This is a genomic window from Rhodococcus sp. Q1 (assembly GCF_004153645.1).
In the GTDB taxonomy this organism is placed as follows: Bacteria; Actinomycetota; Actinomycetes; order Mycobacteriales; family Mycobacteriaceae; genus Rhodococcus; species Rhodococcus gordoniae.
The window spans coordinates 351,195-371,921 of sequence record NZ_SDMJ01000002.1; the positions used below are offsets into that span (position 1 = coordinate 351,195).

Sequence of the window (20,727 nt, forward strand, 5' to 3'; positions counted from 1 at the left end):
ATGACGATCGACACGAACATCGACGAACTCCGGAGTATTGCCGCGCAGGGGGCGGCAGAACTCGAGGGTGCGTCGGCGCAGGAACTCCTGCGTTGGACGGACGAGACGTTCGGTACCCCCACCGACAGCGGACGCAGCGGCTACATCGTCGCGTCCAACATGCAGGACGGGGTCCTGGTCCATCTCGCCGCGCAGCAGCGCCCCGGGGTGGACGTGCTGTTCCTCGACACCGGCTACCACTTCGCCGAGACGCTCGGCACACGTGACGCGGTGGCGCAGGTGTACGGCGTGAACATCGTCGACGCGCAGGCACAGCAGTCGGTCACGGAGCAGGACGACCTGCTCGGCAAGGATCTGTTCGCCCGCGATCCGAACGAGTGCTGCCGCCTGCGCAAGGTGGTACCGCTGACGGAGAGCCTGAAGGGCTACCGCGCATGGGTGACCGGCATCCGCCGCGTCGAGGCCCCCACCCGCGCGAACGCTCCGCTCGTCTCGTTCGACGACGCGTTCGGGCTGGTGAAGATCAATCCGATCGCGGCATGGTCCGACGAGGACATGCAGAACTACATCGACGAACACGGGATCCTCGTCAATCCCCTCGTCGACGAGGGCTACCCGTCCATCGGGTGCGCCCCGTGCACCACCAAACCACTTCCCGGAGCCGATCCGCGCAGCGGGCGCTGGGCCGGCCGAGCCAAGACCGAATGCGGGTTGCACGCCTCATGACACTCACCGATACGAATCCCACCGAAGCCCGGACACTGTCGGACGGCAACCGGTTCGACACCCTCGATGCCCTCGAGTCGGAGGCGATCCACGTCTTCCGCGAGGTCGCGGGCGAGTTCGAACGACCCGTCATCCTGTTCTCCGGAGGCAAGGACTCCACCGTCCTGCTGCACCTGGCGATCAAGGCCTTCTGGCCGGCACCGCTGCCCTTCGCGTTGCTGCACGTCGACACCGGGCACAACCTCCCCGAGGTTCTCGAGTTCCGCGATCACGTGGTCTCGAAGTACAACCTGCGCCTGCACGTCGCGAGCGTCGAGGACTATCTCGCCGACGGCCGGCTCACCGAGCGTCCCGACGGCATCCGCAACCCGCTGCAGACCGTTCCGCTGCTCGACGCGATCTCGGAGAACCGGTTCGACGCCGTCTTCGGCGGTGGCCGCCGCGACGAGGAGCGTTCGCGCGCCAAGGAGCGGATCTTCTCGCTGCGCAACGCATTCGGCCAGTGGGACCCGAAGCGTCAGCGTCCCGAACTGTGGAATCTGTACAACGGGCGGCACGCACCCGGGGAGCACGTGCGCGTCTTCCCGCTGAGCAACTTCACCGAACTCGACATCTGGCGGTACATCGCCCGCGAGAACGTCGAACTGGCGAGCATCTACTACGCGCACGAGCGTCCCGTCTACCGCCGCGACGGCATGTGGATGACCCCGGGTGTCTGGGGCGGTCCGGCCGAAGGCGAAGAGCTCGAGGTGCGTTCGGTGCGCTACCGCACCGTCGGCGACGGCTCGACCACCGGCGCGATCCTGTCCGAGGCCTCCACGAACGAGGAGATCCTCGCCGAGGTCGCGGCATCACGACTGACCGAGCGCGGCGCCACCCGCGGCGACGACCGGGTTTCCGAAGCGGCGATGGAAGACCGCAAGCGAGAGGGCTATTTCTGATCATGAGCGACCTCCACGAGCGGGCCGTGCAGAGCGACACGCAGCTGCTGCGCCTCGCCACCGCCGGTTCGGTCGACGACGGCAAGTCCACCCTGGTGGGCCGGCTGCTGTACGACACCAAGTCCGTGCTCGCCGACCAGATCGACGCCGTCACCCGCGCGTCGGTCGATCGCGGCCTCGACACCCCCGACCTGTCGTTGCTCGTCGACGGCCTGCGCGCCGAACGTGAGCAGGGCATCACCATCGACGTGGCGTATCGCTACTTCGCCACGCCGAAGCGCAGTTTCGTCCTGGCGGACACCCCCGGCCACGTCCAGTACACCCGCAACACCGTCTCGGGTGCGTCCACCGCGCAGCTCGTCGTCCTGCTGGTCGACGCGCGCAAGGGCGTCGTCTCGCAGACCCGCAAGCACGCCGCGGTGCTCGCCCTGCTCGGTGTGCCGAAGCTCGTCCTCGCGGTCAACAAGATCGACCTCGTCGAGGATCCGGCGGCGGTGTTCGCGCAGATCTCCGCAGAGTTCGGCGAGCTGACGAGTTCGCTCGGCTGGGCGGCCGAGGACGTGCAGGAGATCCCGGTCTCCGCGCTGCACGGCGACAATGTGGCGGTGCGCAGCGAGAACACCCCCTACTACGACGGCCCGACCCTCATCGAGTACCTCGAGTCCGTCCCCGTCGACGCGGATGTGCACGGCCGGCACGAGACCGGTCTGCGGTTCCCGGTGCAGTACGTGATCCGTCCCCGCACGGCGGAGTTCCCCGACTACCGCGGCTACGCGGGTCAGGTCGCAGCGGGTTCCGTGCGTCCCGGCGACGAGGTCGTCGTGCTGCCGTCCGGTGTCCGCACCACCGTCGAGCGCATCGACACTGCCGACGGCGCATTCGATGTCGCGCACGCCGGCCGGTCGGTGACGCTGGTGCTCGCCGACGACGTCGACGTCTCCCGCGGGGACATCATCGCCACGCCGCAGGCCGCACCGGAGCCGCTGTCCGAGTTCGAGGCCACCGTGTGCTGGCTCGCCGAGAAGCCGCTGCGCCCCGGCGCCCGGCTGCTGCTCAAGCACGGCACCCGCACCACGCAGGCCATCGTCGGGACGATCGACGAGCGGTTCGACGAGCAGGACCTCTCCTCCGTCCCCAGCCCGGAGAGCATCGAGCTCAACGAGATCGCGCGCATCACGGTGCGCGTCGCCGAGCCGATCGCCGCGGACGACTACCGCGTCAACCGTCGCAGCGGCAGCTTCCTGCTCATCGATCCGGCCGGGGGCAACACCCTCGCGGCCGGACTCGTGGGCGACGGACTCGCCGACATCGAGCTCGGGGACCGCGTCCCGGCATGATGCCGCTCGTCGCCGTCGCGCACGGCAGTCGCGACCCGCGATCGGCGCGGGCCGTGGCTGCTGCGCTCGACACCGTCCGGGCCGAGAATCCCGGTCTGGACGTGCGACTCGCGTTCCTGGACCTGAACACCCCGTCGGTCGGGCAGGTCCTCGACGCGCTCGCCGCGGACGGGCATCGGCAGGTCGCGGTGGTGCCGCTGCTGCTCGGCAGCGCCTTCCACGCGCGGGTCGATCTGCCGGCCCTGTTGCACGAGGCGCAGCAACGTCATCCGCTGCTCGAGGTGCTGTGCTCACCGATCCTCGGCGACGATGATCTCCTCGTCGACGCGGCTCGCGACCTGATCACGGCGACGGGTGTGTCGGTGGACGATCCGTCCGTGGGAGTCGCGGTGTGCGCGGTGGGATCGCGGCGCCCCGAAGCGAACCGGACGACGGAACTGGTCGTGCCCCGCATTCTCGCCGGCACGGCGTGGACGCGGGCCGCGGCGTGCTTCGCCACCACGGCGCCGTCGGTCGAGGCGGCCCTCGACACCCTCACCTCTCGCGGCGCCCGCACCGTCGTGCTGACACCGTGGATCCTCGCCCCAGGGCTGCTGTGGGATCGCGCCCGCACCGCCGCCGAAAACCTCGGGCACGTGCGGGTCGCGCAGACCCTCACCCGGCACGACGCCGTCGCGCGGGTGATCACCGAGCGGTACACCGAGACCCTGCGCCGGGGACACGAGCTGCGCGTGGCCTGAGTCGCCACCGACTCTCCGTCCGAGTTCACCCGCGATTCGCATTCCTCCGCTACAACGTAACCACAGGGCGTCACTCGATATCCGTGATCCGGGAGGACCGCGCGTGCAGAACGAACTCCGTCGCTACATCGATCGGCTCCGCACGGAGGGCTACTCGGTGCGCGACGACCACGGCGAGGACCCCGACCTGATCGACATCGAGGGCAAGGCCGTCGACACCTGGCGGGAGAACTATCCGTACGACACTCGGATGGATCGCGCCACCTACGAGGTCGAGAAGTATCTCCTGCAGATCGAACTGCTGAAGTTCCAGTCGTGGGCCAAGGACAACGGATCCAAGCACATCATCGTGTTCGAGGGCCGCGACGCCGCCGGCAAGGGTGGCACGATCAAACGGTTCCAGGAGTACATCAACGTCCGGCACGCCCGCACCGTCGCGCTCAACAAGCCGTCCGACCGCGAGCACGGTCAGTGGTACCTGCAGCGCTACATTCAGCACTTCCCCACCGCCGGTGAACTCGTACTGTTCGACCGGTCCTGGTACAACCGCGCCGGGGTCGAACGCGTCATGGGCTTCTGCAGCGACGACGAATACGAGCGCTTCATGGAACAGGTCCCGATGTTCGAACAGCTCGTCGTGGACGCCGGCATCACTCTGACGAAGTTCTGGTTCTCCGTCACTCGGAGGGAACAGCGCACCCGCTTCGCGATCCGCCAGCTCGATCCGGTCCGGCGATGGAAGCTGTCGGAGATGGACCTCGAGTCGCTCGACAAATGGGACCAGTACACCGACGCGAAGGAAGAGATGTTCCGGCGCACCGACACCGACTGGGCGCCGTGGACGACCATCAAGTCCAACGACAAGAAGCGGGCCCGGATCAACGCGATGCGGTTCTTCCTCGACCAGTTCGAGTACGACGACAAGGACCGCCAGATCGTCTTCCCGGCCGACCCGATGATCGTCCGGCGCGGCAAGGATGCCGTCGGCGACTAGGGCCTCCGTAGCGGTGTTCCGCACCTGCCGGGACCGGCAGGGCTGGCGCACACGCTGTGATCCGTACCACACTGGATGGTGACGCGAGGAGGCAGCATGGGCACAGCCAATGTCGGTCACGGAATCGTCGTCGGCATCGACGGATCGGACAGCGCACTCGATGCGGCCCGGTGGGCCGCCTGCGTTGCCCGACGTCTCGGCGAACCGATCGACCTGGTCCACGTTCATCCCCCCACCTCCGACAACGGCACCGACCCGTCGGAGGCCGTTCTCACCACCTCGGAAGCAGCGGTTCGTGGCGCGGTCGACCGGGTCGAGGTTCGACGGTCCACGCCGTCGGGCAAGCCGGATCGCGTGCTCACCGAACTGTCGCGCGAGGCAAGGATGATCGTTCTCGGACACACCACCACCAGCGAATGGCAGTCGATGGTCCGGCGCTCCGACGTCGTATCCGTCGCCAACAACGCCGAATGCCCGGTGGTGACGTGGCGCAGCCGGGAGGGGTTCCGGCCGCCCGACGGCCGTCCGGTCGTCGTCGGGGTGGACGGTACCGAGCTCAGTGCGGCCGCCGTGGAACAGGCCTTCGCGACCGCGTGTGCGCTCGAGGCGCCGCTCGTCGTGCTCCACACCTGGACCGAGCAGTCGACCCTGACCTACGGCGAGGGCTCACGATTCAGGGACTGGTCGGCGTACGTCGAGTACCGGAAGAAGGAGATGATCACGAACACGGCCGGATACACCGAACAGTATCCCGACGTCGACGTCTCCTACCGGGTGGAGCGGGGCAAGCCCGACATCGTGCTGCTCGAGGAGTCGAAGACCGCCCAGCTGGTCGTGGTGGGAAGCCACGGCCGAAGCCCTCTGGCCGCCTCGATCGTGGGCTCGAGCAGCCAAGGGCTGATCCACCACAGCTGCTGCCCGGTCATGATCTGCAGGGCCCGACGCCGCGCGGAAGCGGATGCCGAAGCCCACTGACCTCGTTCACGGCGCGAGGGTACCGAGAGGTTCGCCCTCCGACGCGGCCGGGGCGTGCGCGTAGACGGTGTCGCCCGCGGCAAGCCCGAGATCGTGGGCCTCGCCGCGGGTGATCTGCGTCGTGAACCGATCGCCGGTCGCATCGTTGCGCAGTTCGACACGCACCTCGAAGCCCAGCCGGACGACACGCTCGACGGTCGCCCGCGTGACACCGACAGCTCCACCGGACGCCTCGGAGAGAGTGGGCTGCCGAGTCAGCCGGATGTCGTGCGGGCGCAGCAGCACACCGTTGAGCTCGGACACCGTCCCGAGAAACGACATGACGAAGCTGTTCGCCGGGCGATCATAGAGTTCCTCGGGTGTTCCGATCTGCTCGATACGTCCGGCGTTCATCACCGCGATACGGTCGGCGACGTCGAGTGCCTCCTCCTGGTCGTGCGTCACCAGCACAGTGGTGACGTGGACCTCGTCGTGCAGGCGACGCAGCCAGGTGCGCAGGTCGGCGCGGACCTTCGCGTCCAGCGCACCGAACGGCTCGTCGAGCAGCAGCACCTGCGGATCGACGGCGAGGGCCCGGGCGAGCGCCATGCGCTGGCGCTGGCCACCGGACAACTGTGCCGGATAGCGTCGCTGGAATCCGCCGAGCCCGACGATCTCGAGGAGTTCGTCGACCCGCCTGGTGATCTCGGCCTTGGGGCGTTTGCGGATCTTCAGTCCGAAGGCGACGTTCTCACGCACCGTCATGTGCTTGAACGCCGCGTAGTGCTGGAAGACGAAGCCGATGTCGCGCTTCTGCGGGGAGATGTCGGTGACGTCCTCACCGGCGATGTGGACGGTGCCCGCGTCGAGGGTCTCGAGACCGGCGATCGAGCGCAGCAGGGTCGATTTCCCCGAACCCGACGGCCCGAGCAGCGCGGTGAGCGAGCCGGACGGGATGTCGATGCCGACGTCGTCGAGTGCGGCGAAGTCTCCGTAGTTCTTGCGCGCCCCGGTGACGGTGATCATTCGGTGCTCCTCTTCCGGTCGAGCAGGGTCATCAGCAGCAGGACGATCACCGCGATGGCCATGAGCAGGGTCGCGGCGCTGTAGGCGCCGAAGGTGTTGTGGTCGTCGATGTACCGGGCGTGGACGAGCAACGTCAGCGTCTGGGAGACGCCGGGGAAGCCGGACGAGACCATGATGACGGCGCCGAACTCGCCGAGGGCTCGCGCGACGGTGAGGACGATGCCGTAGGTCAGGCCCCAGCGGATCGCCGGCAGCGTGATCCGCCAGAAGGTCTGCCACGTGTTCGCGCCGAGGGTCGCAGCTGCCTGCTCCTGCTCCTCCCCGATCTCACGCAACACCGGTTCGACCTCGCGCACCACGAAGGGCAGGGTCACGAAGATCGTCGCGAGCACCATGCCCGGCAGCCCGAAGATCACCTTGACACCGAGATCCTCGACGGCACCGAACCAGCCGTCGGCGCCCCACAGCATGATCAGCGCGACACCCACGACGATCGGTGAGACGGCGAAGGGCAGGTCGACGACGGCCTGCAGCAGTCCCCGCCCCGGGAATCGGCCGCGGACGAGCGCCAGCGCGACCACGATGCCGAAGATCACGTTCAGGGGAACGACGATCGCGACGATCAGCAGCGACAGGTTCAGCGCCGAGATCGCCGCCGGGGTGCTGATCGACTCGGCGAACGCCACGATGCCGTTCTCGAAAGTGCGGTAGAGGATCACCCCGATCGGGACGAGCAACAGCACGAACAGATAGGCGAGCGCGACGAAGCGCAGCGACAGTCGGGATGCGAGGGACGGTTTCACCGGTCGTCCTCCTCTCGGCGCAATCCGCGGTTCGCGACCAGGCGCAGAACGAACAGCACGACGAATGCGAGCACCAACAGCACGACGGAGACCGCGGCGGCGTTGACCGACCGGTCGATCTCGATCTGCTGCTGGATGTACTGCGACGCGACCTGCGTCTTGTAGGGGATGTTGCCGCCGATGAGCACGATCGAGCCGTACTCACCGATGGCGCGGGCGAAGGCCAGCCCGGTGCCGCCGAGGATCGCCGGTGCGAGCACCGGCAGGACCACCGTGCGGAAGATCGTGACGTTGCCGGCGCCGAGCGAGGCGGCGGCCTCCTCGACCTCCCGGTCGGCTTCGATGAGCACCGGCTGCACGGAGCGCACCACGAACGGCAGCGTGACGAACGCCAGCGCCACCACCAGTCCCGGCTCGGTCGCGTTGAGCTGCACACCGATCGGGCTCTGCGGTCCGTACAGCGAGAGCAGCACGATGCTCGCGACGATAGTGGGCAGGGCGAAGGGCAGGTCGATGAGTGCGTCGACGAACTTCTTCCCCGGGAACTCGTCACGGACGAGCACCCACGCGATCACTGTGCCCATCACGGCGTTGATGGCCGCGACGACCAGCGAGACGACGACGGTGATCCGCAGGGTCGCGAGGGCGGCGGGCGCGGTGATCGCATCGACGAACGTTCCGAGTCCGTCCGAGACGGAGTGGAAGGCCAGGGCTGCGAGGGGAAGCAGGACGATCAGGCTCAACCACAGGGTGGCGATGCCGATACCGAGGGGCCCGACGGCGCCGGTGAACATCCGGCGTCGCGGCCGGGCGGGGGCCGCGGTGGACGGCCCGCGACGCGAACCCGCCGGAGCGGGAGACGAATCTCCCGACCCGGCGGTGTGTTCCGAAACGGTCACGCGCGTGCTCTACTTCGTGGCGTTGTCGTAGATCACCGCGATGGTACCGGTGCTGTCGGCGAACAGCTCCTCGTTCACGGTGTCCCAGCCGCCGAGGTCGGCGACCGTCCACAGCGTCTCCGGCTGCGGGAACTCGTCGGCGAACTCCTCGGCGACGGCCGGGTCGACGGGCCGGAAGCCGGCTTCGGCCCACAGACGCTGCGCCTCGGGGGTGTACAGGAAGTCGTTGAACGCCTGCGCAACCTCGACATCCTTCGCGTTCTTCAGCACCGCCGCAGGGTTCTCGATCTTGAAGGTGATGGGCGGGGTGACGTGCTCGACGGGGTCGCCGTTGCGCTCGATGAACAGTGCCTCGTTCTCGTAGCTCAGCAGCACGTCGCCGGTACCCTGCAGGAAGGTCTCGGTGGCCTCGCGACCGGACTTCGGCTGCACCTTCACGTGATCGGTGACCAGCGCGGTGACGTAGTCGATGCCGGCCTGCGGGTCGGCGCCACCGTTGCTCTTCGCGGCGTACGGGGCGAGCAGATTCCACTTCGCCGAACCCGAACTGAACGGGTTGGGCGTGACGACCTCGACGTCCGGGCGCAGCAGGTCGTCCCAGTCCCGGATGTTCTTCGGATTGCCCTCACGGACCACGATGGTGACGACCGATCCGAACGGAATCCCCTTGTAGGCGTTGTCCTTCCACCCCTCGTCGACCAGTCCGGCGTCGACGAGACGGGTGATGTCGGGCTCGACCGAGAAGTTCACGAAGTTGGCCTCGGCGCCGTCGCGCACCTTCCGGGACTGGTCTCCGGAGGCCCCGTAGGACTGCTGGAAGACGACGCCCTCCCCTTCCTCGGTCTCCTGGAAGGCGGGGATCAGCAGGTCGAACCCGACCTTCGGCACCGCGTAGGCGTAGAGATCGACCGTGCCGCCGGATCCGTCGGCCCCGCTCTCCGCTCCGACGGTGTCGCTCGAACCTCCGGAGCAGGCGGTCAGGGTGGTGATCGCGGTGACCGCCGCGAGCGTCGCGACGACGAGCCTGGAACGTTTCATGACGAGCCTCCTGAGGGGCTGTTTCGAGGGGAATGAATGCGGCCTGACCCGGACGAGGAGGAGCTGCCGGGATCGGACAGGTCGGAATTCGCGAGGATGCGGAACCGGCAGGAACCGGGCAGACCCGGACACGGGGACCGCAGAGAAGAGGGGGTCAGCGACAACAGTCGATGTCGGCGACCGAAGGCATGCCCACAGCGATCAACGCCAGTTCATGGCGGATGTGGGGCACTGTGGTCGCGGACACGCGGGAGAGACTAGCAGAGGTGGAAGGTCGACCGGAATCGACGATTCGGACACCGCGGATCGAGCACCGGAACCGGATCCGCGAGCGGAGTGCTCACATGGAGAGGAGCCAGGCGACGACGACGATGATCAGCAGCGCGATCAGCGCCAGGGTCACGCGCGAACGCGGCATGTCAGCAATCCTCCGTCGTCGTGGCGGGCGAGTCCGTCTCTTCACGGCCGAGCAGTCGGAAGACGCCGGCCATCGCCCGATCGAGCGACCATGCGACCCCGAAGCAGGCCGGCACCAGCACCGCCGATACCAGGGCCACCTGGGGGACGAAGGACAAGCCCGCGAGCCACAGCTCGAAGCCGTCCCACCACGATGCCACCCGATCCATTGGTTACACCCTAGTAGGTTCGGCAACCACCCTGCGATCCGCCCGGCCCACGGTGATCATGGAGGGATGGACCACCATCACCACTCCTCCTCACCGCCGGCAGGGGCACCCTTCCGGCGGAGTCCGTTCCCACCCATCGACGACTACGCATTCCTCTCGGACTGCGAGAGCACCTGTCTGATCGCGCGCGACGGCACGGTGGAGTGGATGTGTGTGCCCAGACCGGACTCCCCCAGCGTGTTCGGGTCGCTGCTGGACCGCAGCGCGGGACATTTCCGGTTGTCGCCGCACGACCGCACGGTTCCTGCCGCACGCCGGTACCTGCCGGGCGGCCTGGTCCTGGAGACGACCTGGCAGACCGACACGGGATGGATGATCGTGCGGGACGCGCTGGTCATGGCCCCGTGGTACGACGTCGAGGAGCGCTCGACGACGCATCGCCGGACCCCGTCCGACTGGGAGGCCGAGCACATGCTGCTGCGGACGGTGCGTTGCGTGAACGGGACCGTGGACCTGTATGTCAGCTGCGAACCTGCCTTCGACTACCACCGCGGCCGGACCGAGTGGAGCTACACCGGCAAGGTCTACGAAGAGGCCACCGCGGTGTGCAGGAACGCACCGGACGAGCACCCGACGCTGCGCATGACCACGGATCTGCGCCTCGGGATCGAGAACCGCGAGGTCCGCGCGCGGCGTCGACTCCACAAGGGCGACACGGCGTTCGTCGCACTGTCGTGGTCGGACTGCCCGATGCCGCACACCTTCGACGAGGCCATGGTCAAGATGGTCGCCACCCAGGACTACTGGCGGGAATGGATCACGACGGGCCGATTCCCGGATCACCCCTGGCGCACCTACCTGCAGCACAGCGCCCTCACGCTCAAGGGACTGACCTACAGCCCGACCGGGGCGCTGCTCGCCGCGTCGACCACATCGCTGCCGGAAACCCTTGGCGGAGAGCGAAACTGGGACTACCGCTACGCGTGGGTGCGCGATTCGACCTTCGCGTTGTGGGGCCTGTACACACTCGGGTTCGACCGGGAGGCCGACGATTTCTTCTCGTTCATCCTCGACGTCTCGCGCGACGCGGACGGGGTGCGATATCCACTCCAGGTGATGTACGGGGTCGGTGGTGAGCGCGAACTGCCCGAGTCGACCCTCGAGCATCTGAGCGGGTACGACGCCGCCACCCCGGTCCGGATCGGCAACGACGCCTATCACCAGCAGCAGCACGACATCTGGGGCACGCTGCTCGATTCGGTGTATCTGCACGTGAAGTCCCGCGGACATTTTCCCCAGACGTTGCTGCACACGTTGCGCCGACAGGTGGAAGAAGCAGCGGCCAACTGGCGCAAACCCGATCGGGGAATCTGGGAGGTGCGGGGCGAGCCCCAGCACTTCGTGTCCTCGAAGGTGATGTGCTGGGTGGCACTCGACCGCGGCGCGAAACTCGCCGAACTCCAGGGCCGGCCCGACTACGCCCGGAAGTGGGCAGCCGTCGCCGACGAGATCAAGGCCGACATCCTGGAGCACGGCGTCGACGAGCGCGGGGTGTTCACCCAGCGCTACGGGCATCCCTCACTCGACGCCTCCGCGCTGCTGATCCCGTTGCTGCGGTTCCTGCCCGCGGACGATCCGCGGGTGCGGGCCACGGTGCTGACGATCGCCGACGAACTCACCGAGGACGGTCTCGTACTGCGCTATCGGGTCGAGACGACCGACGACGGACTCGCGGGCAAGGAGGGCTCGTTCACCATCTGCTCGTTCTGGCTGGTGTCGGCGCTGGTCGAGATCGGTGAGGTGGAGCGGGCCACTGCACTGTGCCAACGTCTGCTCGACTTCGCGAGTCCGTTGAAGCTCTACGCCGAGGAGATCGACACCGACACGGGACGGCATCTGGGGAACTACCCGCAGGCCTTCACCCATCTGGCGCTCATCAACGCCGTCGTCCATGTCATCCGCGCCGAACGCGAGATCGGAACAGGCAACTTCCGGCCGGCGCATCTCGGTCCGTGACTCGGTCTCCGGTGCCGGCGACCGCCCCGAGCTGCGGCCGGATCCCGTCGAATTCGACTCGAGCGGGGGCGTCCGCGCCGACGGCACCCCTCAGCGAAACCGGGACAGCAGCGATTCCGCCTGTTCGGCGATGTCCCGGATCACCTCGCCCGCGGGCCGCTCGGACCGCACCAGCCCGGCCGCCTCCCCCGCATACACCACACCGATGTCGGGGTCGTCGCCCGTGTACGCCTCCGCGAGGGTCTCCTCGTCGGCGTCCCGGCCGTGCCATTCGTCGGTGAACGCGTTGCGCAGGGCGCGCCCACCCCATCGCGCCGGCCACGGCTGGTGCCGGGCCTTGTCGAAGACGTCGGTGTAGACGGTGTCGGCGCTGCCCGCCTCGACGAGCCGGCCGCGGGCGTAGTCCGGGCCGACGGTCTCGGGACTGGCGAGCAGGGCCGTACCGACCAGGGCACCCTGCCCACCCGCCGCGAGCACCGCCGCCAGGCCGCGACCCGTGGCGATGCCACCTGCGGCGAGTACCGGCAGCGACGTCGACTCGAGCACCTCCTGCAGCAGCGGCAGGGTGCCGATCCTTCCGGTGTGCCCACCGGCCTCGTGGCCCTGCGCGATCACCGCGTCGACACCCGCCGCCTCGACGACCCGCAGATCGTCGATCGTGTTGATCTGCGAGAGCACCACGGCCCCTGCCTCGTGGACCCGCTCGATGTAGGGTGCGGGATCGCCGAACGAGAGCGTGACCAGCTGCGGCCGGTGGTCGAGCACGGCGGTGAGGAGGCTGTCGTCGTCGGCGAGCGCCCAGGTCATCAGGCCGAATCCGACAGGTCCGCCTCCGATCTCGCGGGCGGTGCGGACCTCCCCCGCGATCCACTCGGCGGTGTTGTACCGGGCGGCGCCGATGAGGCCGAGACCGCCGGCACGGGTCACCTCGCCGGCGAGCCGCCCGCCGGCACGTCCACCCATGGGCGCGCCCAGCAGGGGAACGGAGATTCCGAGTTCACGGGTGAGCCAGGTGTCGAGCATGCGAATCCTTCCGATGGGCCTCGGAGCAGGGACGGCTACTTCTTCGGCTTGTCCGACGAGGCCTCCGACGAGAGCGCGGCGACGAACGCTTCCTGTGGCACGTCGACCCGGCCGATCGTCTTCATCCGCTTCTTGCCTTCCTTCTGCTTCTCGAGCAGCTTGCGCTTACGGCTGATGTCGCCGCCGTAGCACTTGGCGAGAACGTCCTTGCGGATCGCCCGGATGTTCTCGCGGGCGATGATCTTCGAGCCGATGGCCGCCTGGACGGGAACCTCGAACTGCTGCCGCGGGATGAGTTCCTTGAGCTTGGTCGTCATCTTGTTGCCGTAGGCGGCGGCGGCATCCTTGTGGACGATCGCGCTGAACGCGTCGACGGCCTCACCCTGGAGCAGGATGTCGACCTTCACCAGCGCGGCCTGCTGCTCGCCGGCCTCCTCGTAGTCCATCGAGGCGTAACCGCGGGTTCGCGACTTGAGCGAGTCGAAGAAGTCGAAGATGATCTCGGCCATCGGCAGCGTGTACCGCAGTTCGACGCGGGTCTCGGACAGGTAGTCCATGCCGCCGAGCTCGCCGCGCCGCGACTGGCACAGTTCCATGATCGAGCCGATGAACTCGCTCGGCGCGATGATGGTGCACTTGACGATCGGTTCGTAGATCTCGCGCGCCTTGCCTTCGGGCCACACGGACGGGTTCGTCACGACGACTTCCTCCCCGCCCTCGAGCACCACGCGGTACACGACGTTCGGTGCGGTGGAGATCAGGTCGAGGCCGAACTCGCGCTCGAGGCGCTCGCGGGTGATCTCCATGTGCAGCAGGCCGAGGAAGCCACAGCGGAAACCGAAGCCGAGGGCGACGGACGTCTCGGGTTCGTAGGTGAGCGCGGCGTCGTTGAGCTGGAGCTTGTCGAGCGCGTCGCGCAGCACCGGGTAGTCGGAGCCGTCGAGCGGATACAGACCGGAGTAGACCATCGGGCGCGGTTCGCGGTAGCCGGTGAGCGGCTCCTCGGCACCGTTGCGGGCGGTGGTGACGGTATCGCCGACCTTCGATTGGCGCACGTCCTTCACGCCGGTGATGAGGTAGCCCACCTCGCCGACGCCGAGTCCGGCTGTGGCCTTGGGTTCGGGCGAGACGATGCCGACCTCGAGCAGTTCGTGGGTCGTGCCCGTCGACATCATCTTGATCTTCTCGCGGGGGACGATCTTGCCGTCCACCACACGCACGTACGTCACGACGCCGCGGTAGGTGTCGTAGACGGAGTCGAAGATCATGGCGCGGGCGGGCGCATCGGCGTCGCCCACCGGCGGCGGCACCTGCCGGATCACGGCGTCGATGAGTTCGGGGACACCCTCGCCGGTCTTGCCCGAGACCCGGAGCACGTCGGACGGCTCGCAGCCGATGATGTTCGCGATCTCGCCGGCGTACCGATCGGGATCGGCCGCGGGCAGGTCGATCTTGTTGAGGACCGGGATGATCGTCAGGTCCTTGTCGAGCGCGAGGTAGAGGTTGGCGAGGGTCTGCGCCTCGATGCCCTGCGCGGCGTCGACGAGCAGGACCGCCCCCTCGCATGCCTCGAGCGCACGGGAGACCTCGTAGGTGAAGTCGACGTGACCGGGCGTGTCGATCAGGTGCATCACAAAGTCTTCACCGTCGAGCTTCCACGGCAGGCGCACGTTCTGCGCCTTGATCGTGATGCCGCGCTCGCGCTCGATGTCCATGCGGTCGAGGTACTGGGCGCGCATCTGCCGCTCCTCGACCACCCCGGTGAGCTGCAGCATCCGGTCGGCGAGCGTCGACTTTCCATGGTCGATGTGCGCGATGATGCAGAAGTTCCGGATCTTCGCGGGGTCCGTGAACGTGGTGTCGGCGAAGGTGCTGATGTCGTGCTCCTGACTCGGACTGGCAGCGGCCTGCAGACCGCGGTCACCCTGCAGAATATCCAAGTCGGGCAGCGGCCGGGACTTCGCCCGTGTCCGGTCCGGTTAAGCTCGGTTCCCGTGGCCGGTACATGGAAGAAGTTGGGCAGGCAACTCGGGCGTCTCGCCGTCGAGCAGGGACCGAAGATCTACCAGCAGTTGCAGCAGTCCGGAGCGCTCGACAGGGCACGCGCCGCGCTGAACCCGACCGCACAGACCGGCACCTCCGGAAGCGGTACCACCGAGGCACCGAAGCCCGGTGCTGCCGGGACGGCCGCACCGAAGCCCGGCGCTGCGAAGACCCCCGCCGGCACGAAGCGCCCGGCCCCCGGCCGGCCGGTGGCCTCGCGCACCACGCCGACCGCCCAGCGTGCGCGCCGCCTCGAATACTCCCCCGACCTGGACGGCCGCGCCGATCCGGGCGAGATCGTGTGGACCTGGGTGGCCTACGAGGACGACCCGGCGCAGGGCAAGGACCGCCCGGTGCTCGTGGTGGGACGCGACGACTCGACGCTGCTCGGACTGATGTTGTCGTCGAACACCGACCGCGACGGTCAGCGCGACTGGCTCGGGATCGGCTCCGGACCGTGGGACGTGGAGAACCGTCCGAGCTGGGTTCGACTCGATCGCGTGCTCGACGTCCCGGAGGACGGCATCCGCCGCGAGGGGGCGATCCTTCCCCGGGCACGGTTCGATCAGGTCGCGGTCCGGCTCCGCACCGAGTTCGGCTGGAGCTGAACCGGACCGCTCCCGATCGGGGATTCAGGAAGCTCTGAGCCCGTATCGCCGTCCGAAGAGGAAGGTGTACACGAGGGCTCCGAGTGCGCCTCCGATGAGCGGGAACACGATGAACGCCCACAGCTGCCCGAGCGCGCCGTCCTGGTAGAAGGCGACGGCCAGGCTGCGCGCGGGATTGACCGAGGTGTTGTCGATCGGGATCGAGATCAGGTGGATCACGGCGAGGGTGAACCCGATGGCGATGCCGGCGATCGGTGCGTCGGCGATCTGATCGGTCGCACCGAGCACCACGAACACCAGTACCGCGGTGAGCAGGACCTCGACGACGATCATCGCGCCGATGCCGTAGCCGTTCTGGAGTACACCGCCGAGCGGGCCGCGTACGGCCGAGGGACTGTGTGCACCCCAGCCGTTGGCCCCGAGGCCGTCCGCGGCACGGTTGTAGCTCGGCAGCGACGATGCCACCGCGTAGAGCGTCAGACCGGCGATCAGGCCGCCGACGACCTGCGCGATCCAGTAGCCCACGGCACGCACCGGGGTCACGTGCCCGACGATGAGTTGCCCCAGCGTCACCGCCGGGTTCACGTGGCACCCGGAGATCGGGCCGATGGTGTACACGAGGAACAGCAGGGTCAGGCCGAACGCCAATGCGACGCCGAGCTGGCCGACACGGCTTCCGGCGAACACTGCGGTACCCACCGCGGAGAACACCAGAAGAAACGTCCCGATGGCCTCCGCCACGTACTTCCGCAGGTCGGAGAACTCACCGGGATCACGGATTTCCAGGGACGTCTCGCGCGCGAGATCTTCGTCGAGCCGGGATTCGGGATCGCGTGGGGGTTCCATGGGTCACCTCGATGTTCGCGGCTCCGCACGCAGGCGGAACCTGGTGGTAGAACACTTCGAGTCGATGCACCGCTGGGCGAACGCGCCGTTCGCGCTGTGACGCAGACTACTCGAGCGTCGTCACCTCGACAACGACATCGTGCGCTGTGGCGTGCCCGCCCGGGCAGCAGGCGAGGAAGCGTCGACCCAGGCACGACAACACCGTCGATCGGACGGGGACTGTCTCGTAGGAGACATCAGCGCTGGTGACGAGGGTGCATTCTCCACCGGTTTGGGCTTTGGGAACCGCTCTTGGTAGCCTTGTCCATCGGTGCTCGGATGCACCCAGAGCTTTCCTACCAGCTACCAGCAAGACGACAGGATTTTACGCGTGGCCAACATCAAGTCCCAGGTGAAGCGGATTCGCACCAACGAGCGCAACCGACTCCGGAATCAGTCGGTGAAGTCGTCGCTGCGTACGGCGATCCGTTCGTTCCGCGAGGCTGCGGCCGCCGGCGACAAGAACAAGGTCAACGAGCTCCTCGTCGCCACCAGCCGTCAGCTCGACAAGGCTGCCAGCAAGGGTGTCATCCACCCCAACCAGGCCGCCAACAAGAAGTCTGCTCTCGCGAAGCTTGCCAACAAGCTCTGAGTTCATCGCTCCGAGGTAGTAGACGCAGGCTCTGCTTCACTGAGGCCGTCCCCGCAGGGGACGGCCTCAGTGGCGTCGGATGCCACACGGTGCCGGTCGCCCGGAAACCGAGTGAGGCGCGCGGACGGCTCAGGCCGCCAACTGCGCGATGACCCGCACGGCGTGTTCGAGGGCGTAATCCGGATCGGCCGCCGCCCCTTTGACGTCGGCGTTGAGAGCGGCCACCACCGTGAGCGCCGTGCCGATGGACGCCGGCGCCCACGTCCGCGCTTGGGCCTGAGCCTTCTTGACCTTCCACGGCGGCATGCCGAGCGACGAGGCGAGTGAGAACGGGTCGCCCCGACCGGCCGAGCCGACACGGGCGATGGTGTGAACGGCATCGGCGAGGGCATCGGCGAGCAATACGTGGGCGACGCCGCGGTGCATCGCCCATCGCAGCGCTTCGAGCGCTCCGGCGGTGTCACCGGCCACGGCCTTCTCGGCCACATCGAATCCCGACACCTCGGCCTTGCCGGAGTAGTAGCGCCGCACGGCTGCGGCGTCGATCTTGCCGCCCGTGTCGGCCACGAGCTGGCCGCACGCGGCAGCGAGTTCGCGGAGGTCGGATCCCACTGCTTCGATGACGAGCTGTTCGACGTCGCCGGAGACCCGCACGCCCGCGGCCTGGAACTCCTTGTGGACGAACGTGCGCACCCAGGCGGCCTTCTCCCCCGCTTTCGCGGGAGCGGCACACATGTGTTCCTCGGCGCCGCACTTACGGAGCGCGGGCACCATCGTCTTGGTGCGGCCCCCACCGCTGTGGAGGATCACCAGCGTCACGCCCGGGGGCGGATCGGCCGCGACGTCGAGGATGAGCGCCGCGGCGTCCTTCCCGGCGTCGGCGGTGGATTCGAGGATCACGATGCGCTCCTCGGCGAACAGCGACGGGCTCAGCAGCTCGGCCAGTTCGGGGACACCGGCGTCGCCCGCGCGGAGCCGGGAGACCGGTAGATCGCCCGGAGTGTCGCTGCGCGTGCGGACGTCGGACACGATCTGCGCGACAGCACGGTCGACGAGCAGTTCTTCCTCACCGAGGACCAGATGCAGGGACGCGTCGCTCACGGTTCGATCGTGCCACGCACGTCCGACACCACCGCGAGCGCCCCGGAAGCGGCACGGACCACGGCGACGTCGCCGTGCAGGTCGGTACGCAGCACGCGCGTCCCCACTGCAGCCAGCGTCGCGACGATCTCGGGGTGCGGGTGCCCGAAGAGATTGTCGCGTCCGGCGCTGACGACGGCGACGCTCGGCCGCACGGCGGTGAGGAAACGCTCGGGCGTGGTGCGGGATCCGTGGTGCGGCACCTTCAGCACCTCCGCACGCACGTCGATGCCGGATCGTACGAGCGCATCGAGCGCGGACTCCTCGGCGTCACCCGGGAGCAGGATCCGCCCCACGACGGTCTCGACCGCCAGGACGAGAGAGTCGTCGTTCTCGGAGCGGCCCGTCCCCGGCGTATCGGGGCCGAGCACCCGGATGTCGAGGTCGCCCGCGCGCAGCACCGCACCGGCACGCACTTCCCGCACGGCGACACCGATCTCGGTCGCCGGCCGGAGGCCTTCGGCGGCCCCGTCATCCGCAACACCCGGACCGACCACGACCGCCTCCACGGACCGCCCGTCGAGGACACCGCGGAGCCCGCCCGTGTGGTCGGCGTGCAGGTGCGACAGCACGATCAACGCGACCTCACGAATCCGCAACCGGCGCAGGCACCGGTCGATGGGCTCCGGCTCGGGCCCGGTGTCGACGACGACGGCGCGTCCGTCCCCCGCAGCCAGCACCAGCGCATCGCCTTGGCCGACATCGCATGCGACGAGCACCCATTCGGCTCCGGGCCAGCCGGGCCTCAGCACACGCACCGGCAGCCACACCGCTGCGATCGCCAGCGCGATCACGAGAGCCGCCACCCGCGCTCGCCGGTGACGGACCACCGACCATGCAGTGGCGATCACCAGGGCTGCGGTGACGGCTCCCGCCGGCCCGTCGGGCACCTCCAGTTCGGCCGACGGCAAGGACGCCGCTCGGTCCGCCACCGTGATCAGCCACCACAGGAACGGACCTGTGCCACGTGCGAGTACCTCACCCGCCCACGGGAAGATGCAGGCGGCCATCGCTACGAGCGCGCCGAGGACCGTCAGCGGCGCGAGCACCGGGGCGACGAGACAGTTGGCCACCACCGACACGACGCTCACCGTCCCGCTCACCGCCGCGACGAGAGGCGCGGTCGCCGCGAAGGCGACCAGCGACATCGCCGTGACCTCCGCAACGGGCCGCGGCCACCCGCGATCCGTGAGTCGAACCACCACGGGCGGTACGGCGACGATCAGCGCTGCCGTAGCGGACACCGACAACGCGAACCCGACATCGACGGCGAGATCCGGCATCAGCACGAGCAACACGCCGACCGCCGCACACAGGGCGGGAAGTGCCTGTCGCTCACGGCCCGTCACGAACGCCAGCAGACCGATCGATCCCATCGCCGCAGCACGCACCACGCTCGCCGACGGACGGACCACGACGACGAACGCGACGAGAGCCGTTGCGGCGAGAACAGTCCCGGAACGCGGACCGAGTCCGACCGCGCGCACGAGCAGCAGCACCGCTCCGAGTACGACGCCGACATTGGCGCCCGATACGGCCGTCAAGTGCGTCAGTCCGGCCACCCGGAAGTCCTCGCGGACCTCGTCGGTCAGCGCCGTGGTGTCCCCTACCACGAGACCGGGCAGCAGGCCGGCCCGATCATCGGGAAGCACGGCGGAACCCACTTGCGCGAGGCGCTCTCGTACCGTTCCGGCCCACCGCTGCCACACCGGTGGTGCGCCGATCACCGTGGGCGCGGTCTCCGCTCGGAGCACCGCCACCGTGGTGCCCGGCCCGGTGTGCGGTGCCGCTCGCACACGCGCGGTGACCTGTTGCGCCGGTAGAAGATCACCCCACGAGTCGGCCGGCGCGAAGACCATCACCGATCCTCCGGTGTCGAGGGCCCGCCCGCCCGTCGTCACGTGCTCGAGGCGTGCCGGAATACGCACCCGGGGCGTGCCGTCGAACGCCGCCGCCCGGATGCGTCGCGGGTCGTCGGTCGGGACGAGAACGACGGTGGCCCACGATCCGGTCTCCGCTGCGGACGCGATCGGGTGATGATCGGCCGCCCACATCCGCAGTCCGGCGGCCGACCCGAATCCCGCGACGACGGCCGATACCGCGAGGAGGACCCCCGCACCGACGCGCCGCAGGCGGCCGGTCGCGACGAGACGGGCCGTCACCGCGCACCCGACGACGGCGACGAGCGCCACGGCGCTCACGATCCGCCAGCCGGTGTACAAGGCCAGCAGGGTCACGCCCCACGCGGCGAGCGCACACGGCACCAGCCGCGCGTCGAGAACCGTCGGGACCGCGGTATCGCCGCGTGCGGTCACGCGATCACCGGTTCGCGCAGC

General features: G+C 68.6%; 20 protein-coding genes. 9 read left to right on the forward strand and 11 right to left on the reverse strand.

Annotated elements, in window-relative coordinates; translation table 11 throughout:
- The 6 genes from EQ874_RS06475 (at position 1) to EQ874_RS06500 (ending at position 5,713) form a co-directional block, all read left to right on the forward strand.
- Positions 1-726 (forward strand): phosphoadenylyl-sulfate reductase, encoded by a 726-nt coding sequence (locus EQ874_RS06475; RefSeq protein WP_129976315.1) that lies wholly within the window; start codon positions 1-3, stop codon positions 724-726.
- Positions 723-1,667, forward strand: a complete 945-nt coding sequence (gene cysD, locus EQ874_RS06480; RefSeq protein ID WP_129976316.1) for a sulfate adenylyltransferase subunit CysD — start codon at positions 723-725, stop codon at positions 1,665-1,667. The genes EQ874_RS06475 and cysD overlap by 4 nt, the downstream gene beginning before the upstream one ends.
- Positions 1,668-1,669: 2 nt before the next feature.
- Complete coding sequence (locus EQ874_RS06485; RefSeq protein ID WP_129976317.1) at positions 1,670-3,004, forward strand: GTP-binding protein; 1,335 nt, start codon at positions 1,670-1,672, stop codon at positions 3,002-3,004.
- Complete coding sequence (locus EQ874_RS06490) at positions 3,001-3,744, forward strand: sirohydrochlorin chelatase (RefSeq protein ID WP_129976318.1); 744 nt, start codon at positions 3,001-3,003, stop codon at positions 3,742-3,744. The genes EQ874_RS06485 and EQ874_RS06490 overlap by 4 nt, the downstream gene beginning before the upstream one ends.
- A 103-nt stretch (positions 3,745-3,847) precedes the next feature.
- On the forward strand, positions 3,848-4,738 hold the full coding sequence (gene ppk2 / locus EQ874_RS06495; RefSeq protein WP_016933378.1) for a polyphosphate kinase 2: 891 nt from the start codon (positions 3,848-3,850) through the stop codon (positions 4,736-4,738).
- Between the two features lie 96 nt (positions 4,739-4,834).
- The gene (locus EQ874_RS06500; RefSeq protein WP_129976319.1) at positions 4,835-5,713 is read left to right on the forward strand and encodes a universal stress protein; all 879 of its coding nucleotides are present in this window, start codon (positions 4,835-4,837) and stop codon (positions 5,711-5,713) included.
- 6 nt (positions 5,714-5,719) lie between these two features.
- On the opposite strand, the gene EQ874_RS06505 is transcribed toward EQ874_RS06500, so the two are convergent.
- The 6 genes from EQ874_RS06505 to EQ874_RS06525 form a co-directional block, all read right to left on the reverse strand.
- Entirely contained in the window at positions 5,720-6,718 is a 999-nt protein-coding gene (locus EQ874_RS06505) for a sulfate ABC transporter ATP-binding protein (protein WP_129976320.1), read from the reverse strand.
- Positions 6,715-7,521, reverse strand: coding sequence for a sulfate ABC transporter permease subunit CysW (cysW, locus tag EQ874_RS06510; protein ID WP_129976321.1), 807 nt, complete (start codon positions 7,519-7,521; stop codon positions 6,715-6,717). Before cysW ends, EQ874_RS06505 begins: the two co-directional genes overlap by 4 nt.
- The gene (gene cysT / locus EQ874_RS06515) at positions 7,518-8,315 is read right to left on the reverse strand and encodes a sulfate ABC transporter permease subunit CysT (protein WP_129976512.1); all 798 of its coding nucleotides are present in this window, start codon (positions 8,313-8,315) and stop codon (positions 7,518-7,520) included. The genes cysW and cysT overlap by 4 nt, the downstream gene beginning before the upstream one ends.
- A gap of 114 nt (positions 8,316-8,429) precedes the next feature.
- A complete protein-coding gene (locus tag EQ874_RS06520; RefSeq protein ID WP_129976322.1) occupies positions 8,430-9,458 on the reverse strand; it encodes a sulfate ABC transporter substrate-binding protein in 1,029 nt (342 codons plus the stop codon).
- A gap of 154 nt (positions 9,459-9,612) precedes the next feature.
- The gene (locus tag EQ874_RS23420) at positions 9,613-9,705 is read right to left on the reverse strand and encodes an Ms4533A family Cys-rich leader peptide (RefSeq protein ID WP_332307017.1); all 93 of its coding nucleotides are present in this window, start codon (positions 9,703-9,705) and stop codon (positions 9,613-9,615) included.
- A gap of 172 nt (positions 9,706-9,877) precedes the next feature.
- Positions 9,878-10,084, reverse strand: coding sequence for a hypothetical protein (locus EQ874_RS06525; RefSeq protein ID WP_016935190.1), 207 nt, complete (start codon positions 10,082-10,084; stop codon positions 9,878-9,880).
- A gap of 66 nt (positions 10,085-10,150) precedes the next feature.
- On the opposite strand from EQ874_RS06525, the gene EQ874_RS06530 reads away from it, so the two are divergent.
- Positions 10,151-12,100 (forward strand): glycoside hydrolase family 15 protein, encoded by a 1,950-nt coding sequence (locus EQ874_RS06530; RefSeq protein WP_129976323.1) that lies wholly within the window; start codon positions 10,151-10,153, stop codon positions 12,098-12,100.
- A gap of 90 nt (positions 12,101-12,190) precedes the next feature.
- Here EQ874_RS06530 and EQ874_RS06535 read toward each other — a convergent pair whose 3' ends face one another.
- The gene (locus EQ874_RS06535) at positions 12,191-13,123 is read right to left on the reverse strand and encodes a nitronate monooxygenase (protein ID WP_129976324.1); all 933 of its coding nucleotides are present in this window, start codon (positions 13,121-13,123) and stop codon (positions 12,191-12,193) included.
- A gap of 35 nt (positions 13,124-13,158) precedes the next feature.
- A complete protein-coding gene (gene lepA / locus EQ874_RS06540; RefSeq protein ID WP_277986180.1) occupies positions 13,159-15,054 on the reverse strand; it encodes a translation elongation factor 4 in 1,896 nt (631 codons plus the stop codon).
- Positions 15,055-15,117: 63 nt separating this feature from the next.
- On the opposite strand from lepA, the gene EQ874_RS06545 reads away from it, so the two are divergent.
- Positions 15,118-15,774, forward strand: a complete 657-nt coding sequence (locus EQ874_RS06545; protein ID WP_064063066.1) for a type II toxin-antitoxin system PemK/MazF family toxin — start codon at positions 15,118-15,120, stop codon at positions 15,772-15,774.
- Between the two features lie 24 nt (positions 15,775-15,798).
- Here the strand turns inward: EQ874_RS06545 and EQ874_RS06550 are convergent, their stop codons facing one another.
- The gene (locus tag EQ874_RS06550) at positions 15,799-16,620 is read right to left on the reverse strand and encodes an aquaporin (RefSeq protein WP_064063067.1); all 822 of its coding nucleotides are present in this window, start codon (positions 16,618-16,620) and stop codon (positions 15,799-15,801) included.
- Between the two features lie 370 nt (positions 16,621-16,990).
- Here EQ874_RS06550 and rpsT point away from each other — a divergent pair, with 370 nt between their 5' ends.
- Positions 16,991-17,251, forward strand: a complete 261-nt coding sequence (rpsT, locus tag EQ874_RS06555; RefSeq protein ID WP_016933984.1) for a 30S ribosomal protein S20 — start codon at positions 16,991-16,993, stop codon at positions 17,249-17,251.
- Positions 17,252-17,380: 129 nt separating this feature from the next.
- Here the strand turns inward: rpsT and holA are convergent, their stop codons facing one another.
- Complete coding sequence (holA, locus tag EQ874_RS06560) at positions 17,381-18,352, reverse strand: DNA polymerase III subunit delta (RefSeq protein WP_016933985.1); 972 nt, start codon at positions 18,350-18,352, stop codon at positions 17,381-17,383.
- Complete coding sequence (locus tag EQ874_RS06565) at positions 18,349-20,706, reverse strand: DNA internalization-related competence protein ComEC/Rec2 (protein WP_129976325.1); 2,358 nt, start codon at positions 20,704-20,706, stop codon at positions 18,349-18,351. Before EQ874_RS06565 ends, holA begins: the two co-directional genes overlap by 4 nt.
- Positions 20,707-20,727 lie beyond the last annotated feature (21 nt).

Coding starts and splice junctions, on each gene's coding strand:
- EQ874_RS06525 (WP_016935190.1), bottom strand. CDS start 10,084: ATGGATCGGGTGGCATCGTGGTGGGACGGCTTCGAGCTGTGGCTCGCG.
- EQ874_RS06530 (WP_129976323.1), top strand. CDS start 10,151: ATGGACCACCATCACCACTCCTCCTCACCGCCGGCAGGGGCACCCTTC.
- EQ874_RS06490 (WP_129976318.1), top strand. CDS start 3,001: ATGATGCCGCTCGTCGCCGTCGCGCACGGCAGTCGCGACCCGCGATCG.
- cysT (WP_129976512.1), bottom strand. CDS start 8,315: ATGTTCACCGGCGCCGTCGGGCCCCTCGGTATCGGCATCGCCACCCTG.
- EQ874_RS06535 (WP_129976324.1), bottom strand. CDS start 13,123: ATGCTCGACACCTGGCTCACCCGTGAACTCGGAATCTCCGTTCCCCTG.
- EQ874_RS06550 (WP_064063067.1), bottom strand. CDS start 16,620: ATGGAACCCCCACGCGATCCCGAATCCCGGCTCGACGAAGATCTCGCG.
- EQ874_RS06505 (WP_129976320.1), bottom strand. CDS start 6,718: ATGATCACCGTCACCGGGGCGCGCAAGAACTACGGAGACTTCGCCGCA.
- EQ874_RS06520 (WP_129976322.1), bottom strand. CDS start 9,458: ATGAAACGTTCCAGGCTCGTCGTCGCGACGCTCGCGGCGGTCACCGCG.
- EQ874_RS06500 (WP_129976319.1), top strand. CDS start 4,835: ATGGGCACAGCCAATGTCGGTCACGGAATCGTCGTCGGCATCGACGGA.
- EQ874_RS06485 (WP_129976317.1), top strand. CDS start 1,670: ATGAGCGACCTCCACGAGCGGGCCGTGCAGAGCGACACGCAGCTGCTG.
- cysD (WP_129976316.1), top strand. CDS start 723: ATGACACTCACCGATACGAATCCCACCGAAGCCCGGACACTGTCGGAC.
- EQ874_RS06475 (WP_129976315.1), top strand. CDS start 1: ATGACGATCGACACGAACATCGACGAACTCCGGAGTATTGCCGCGCAG.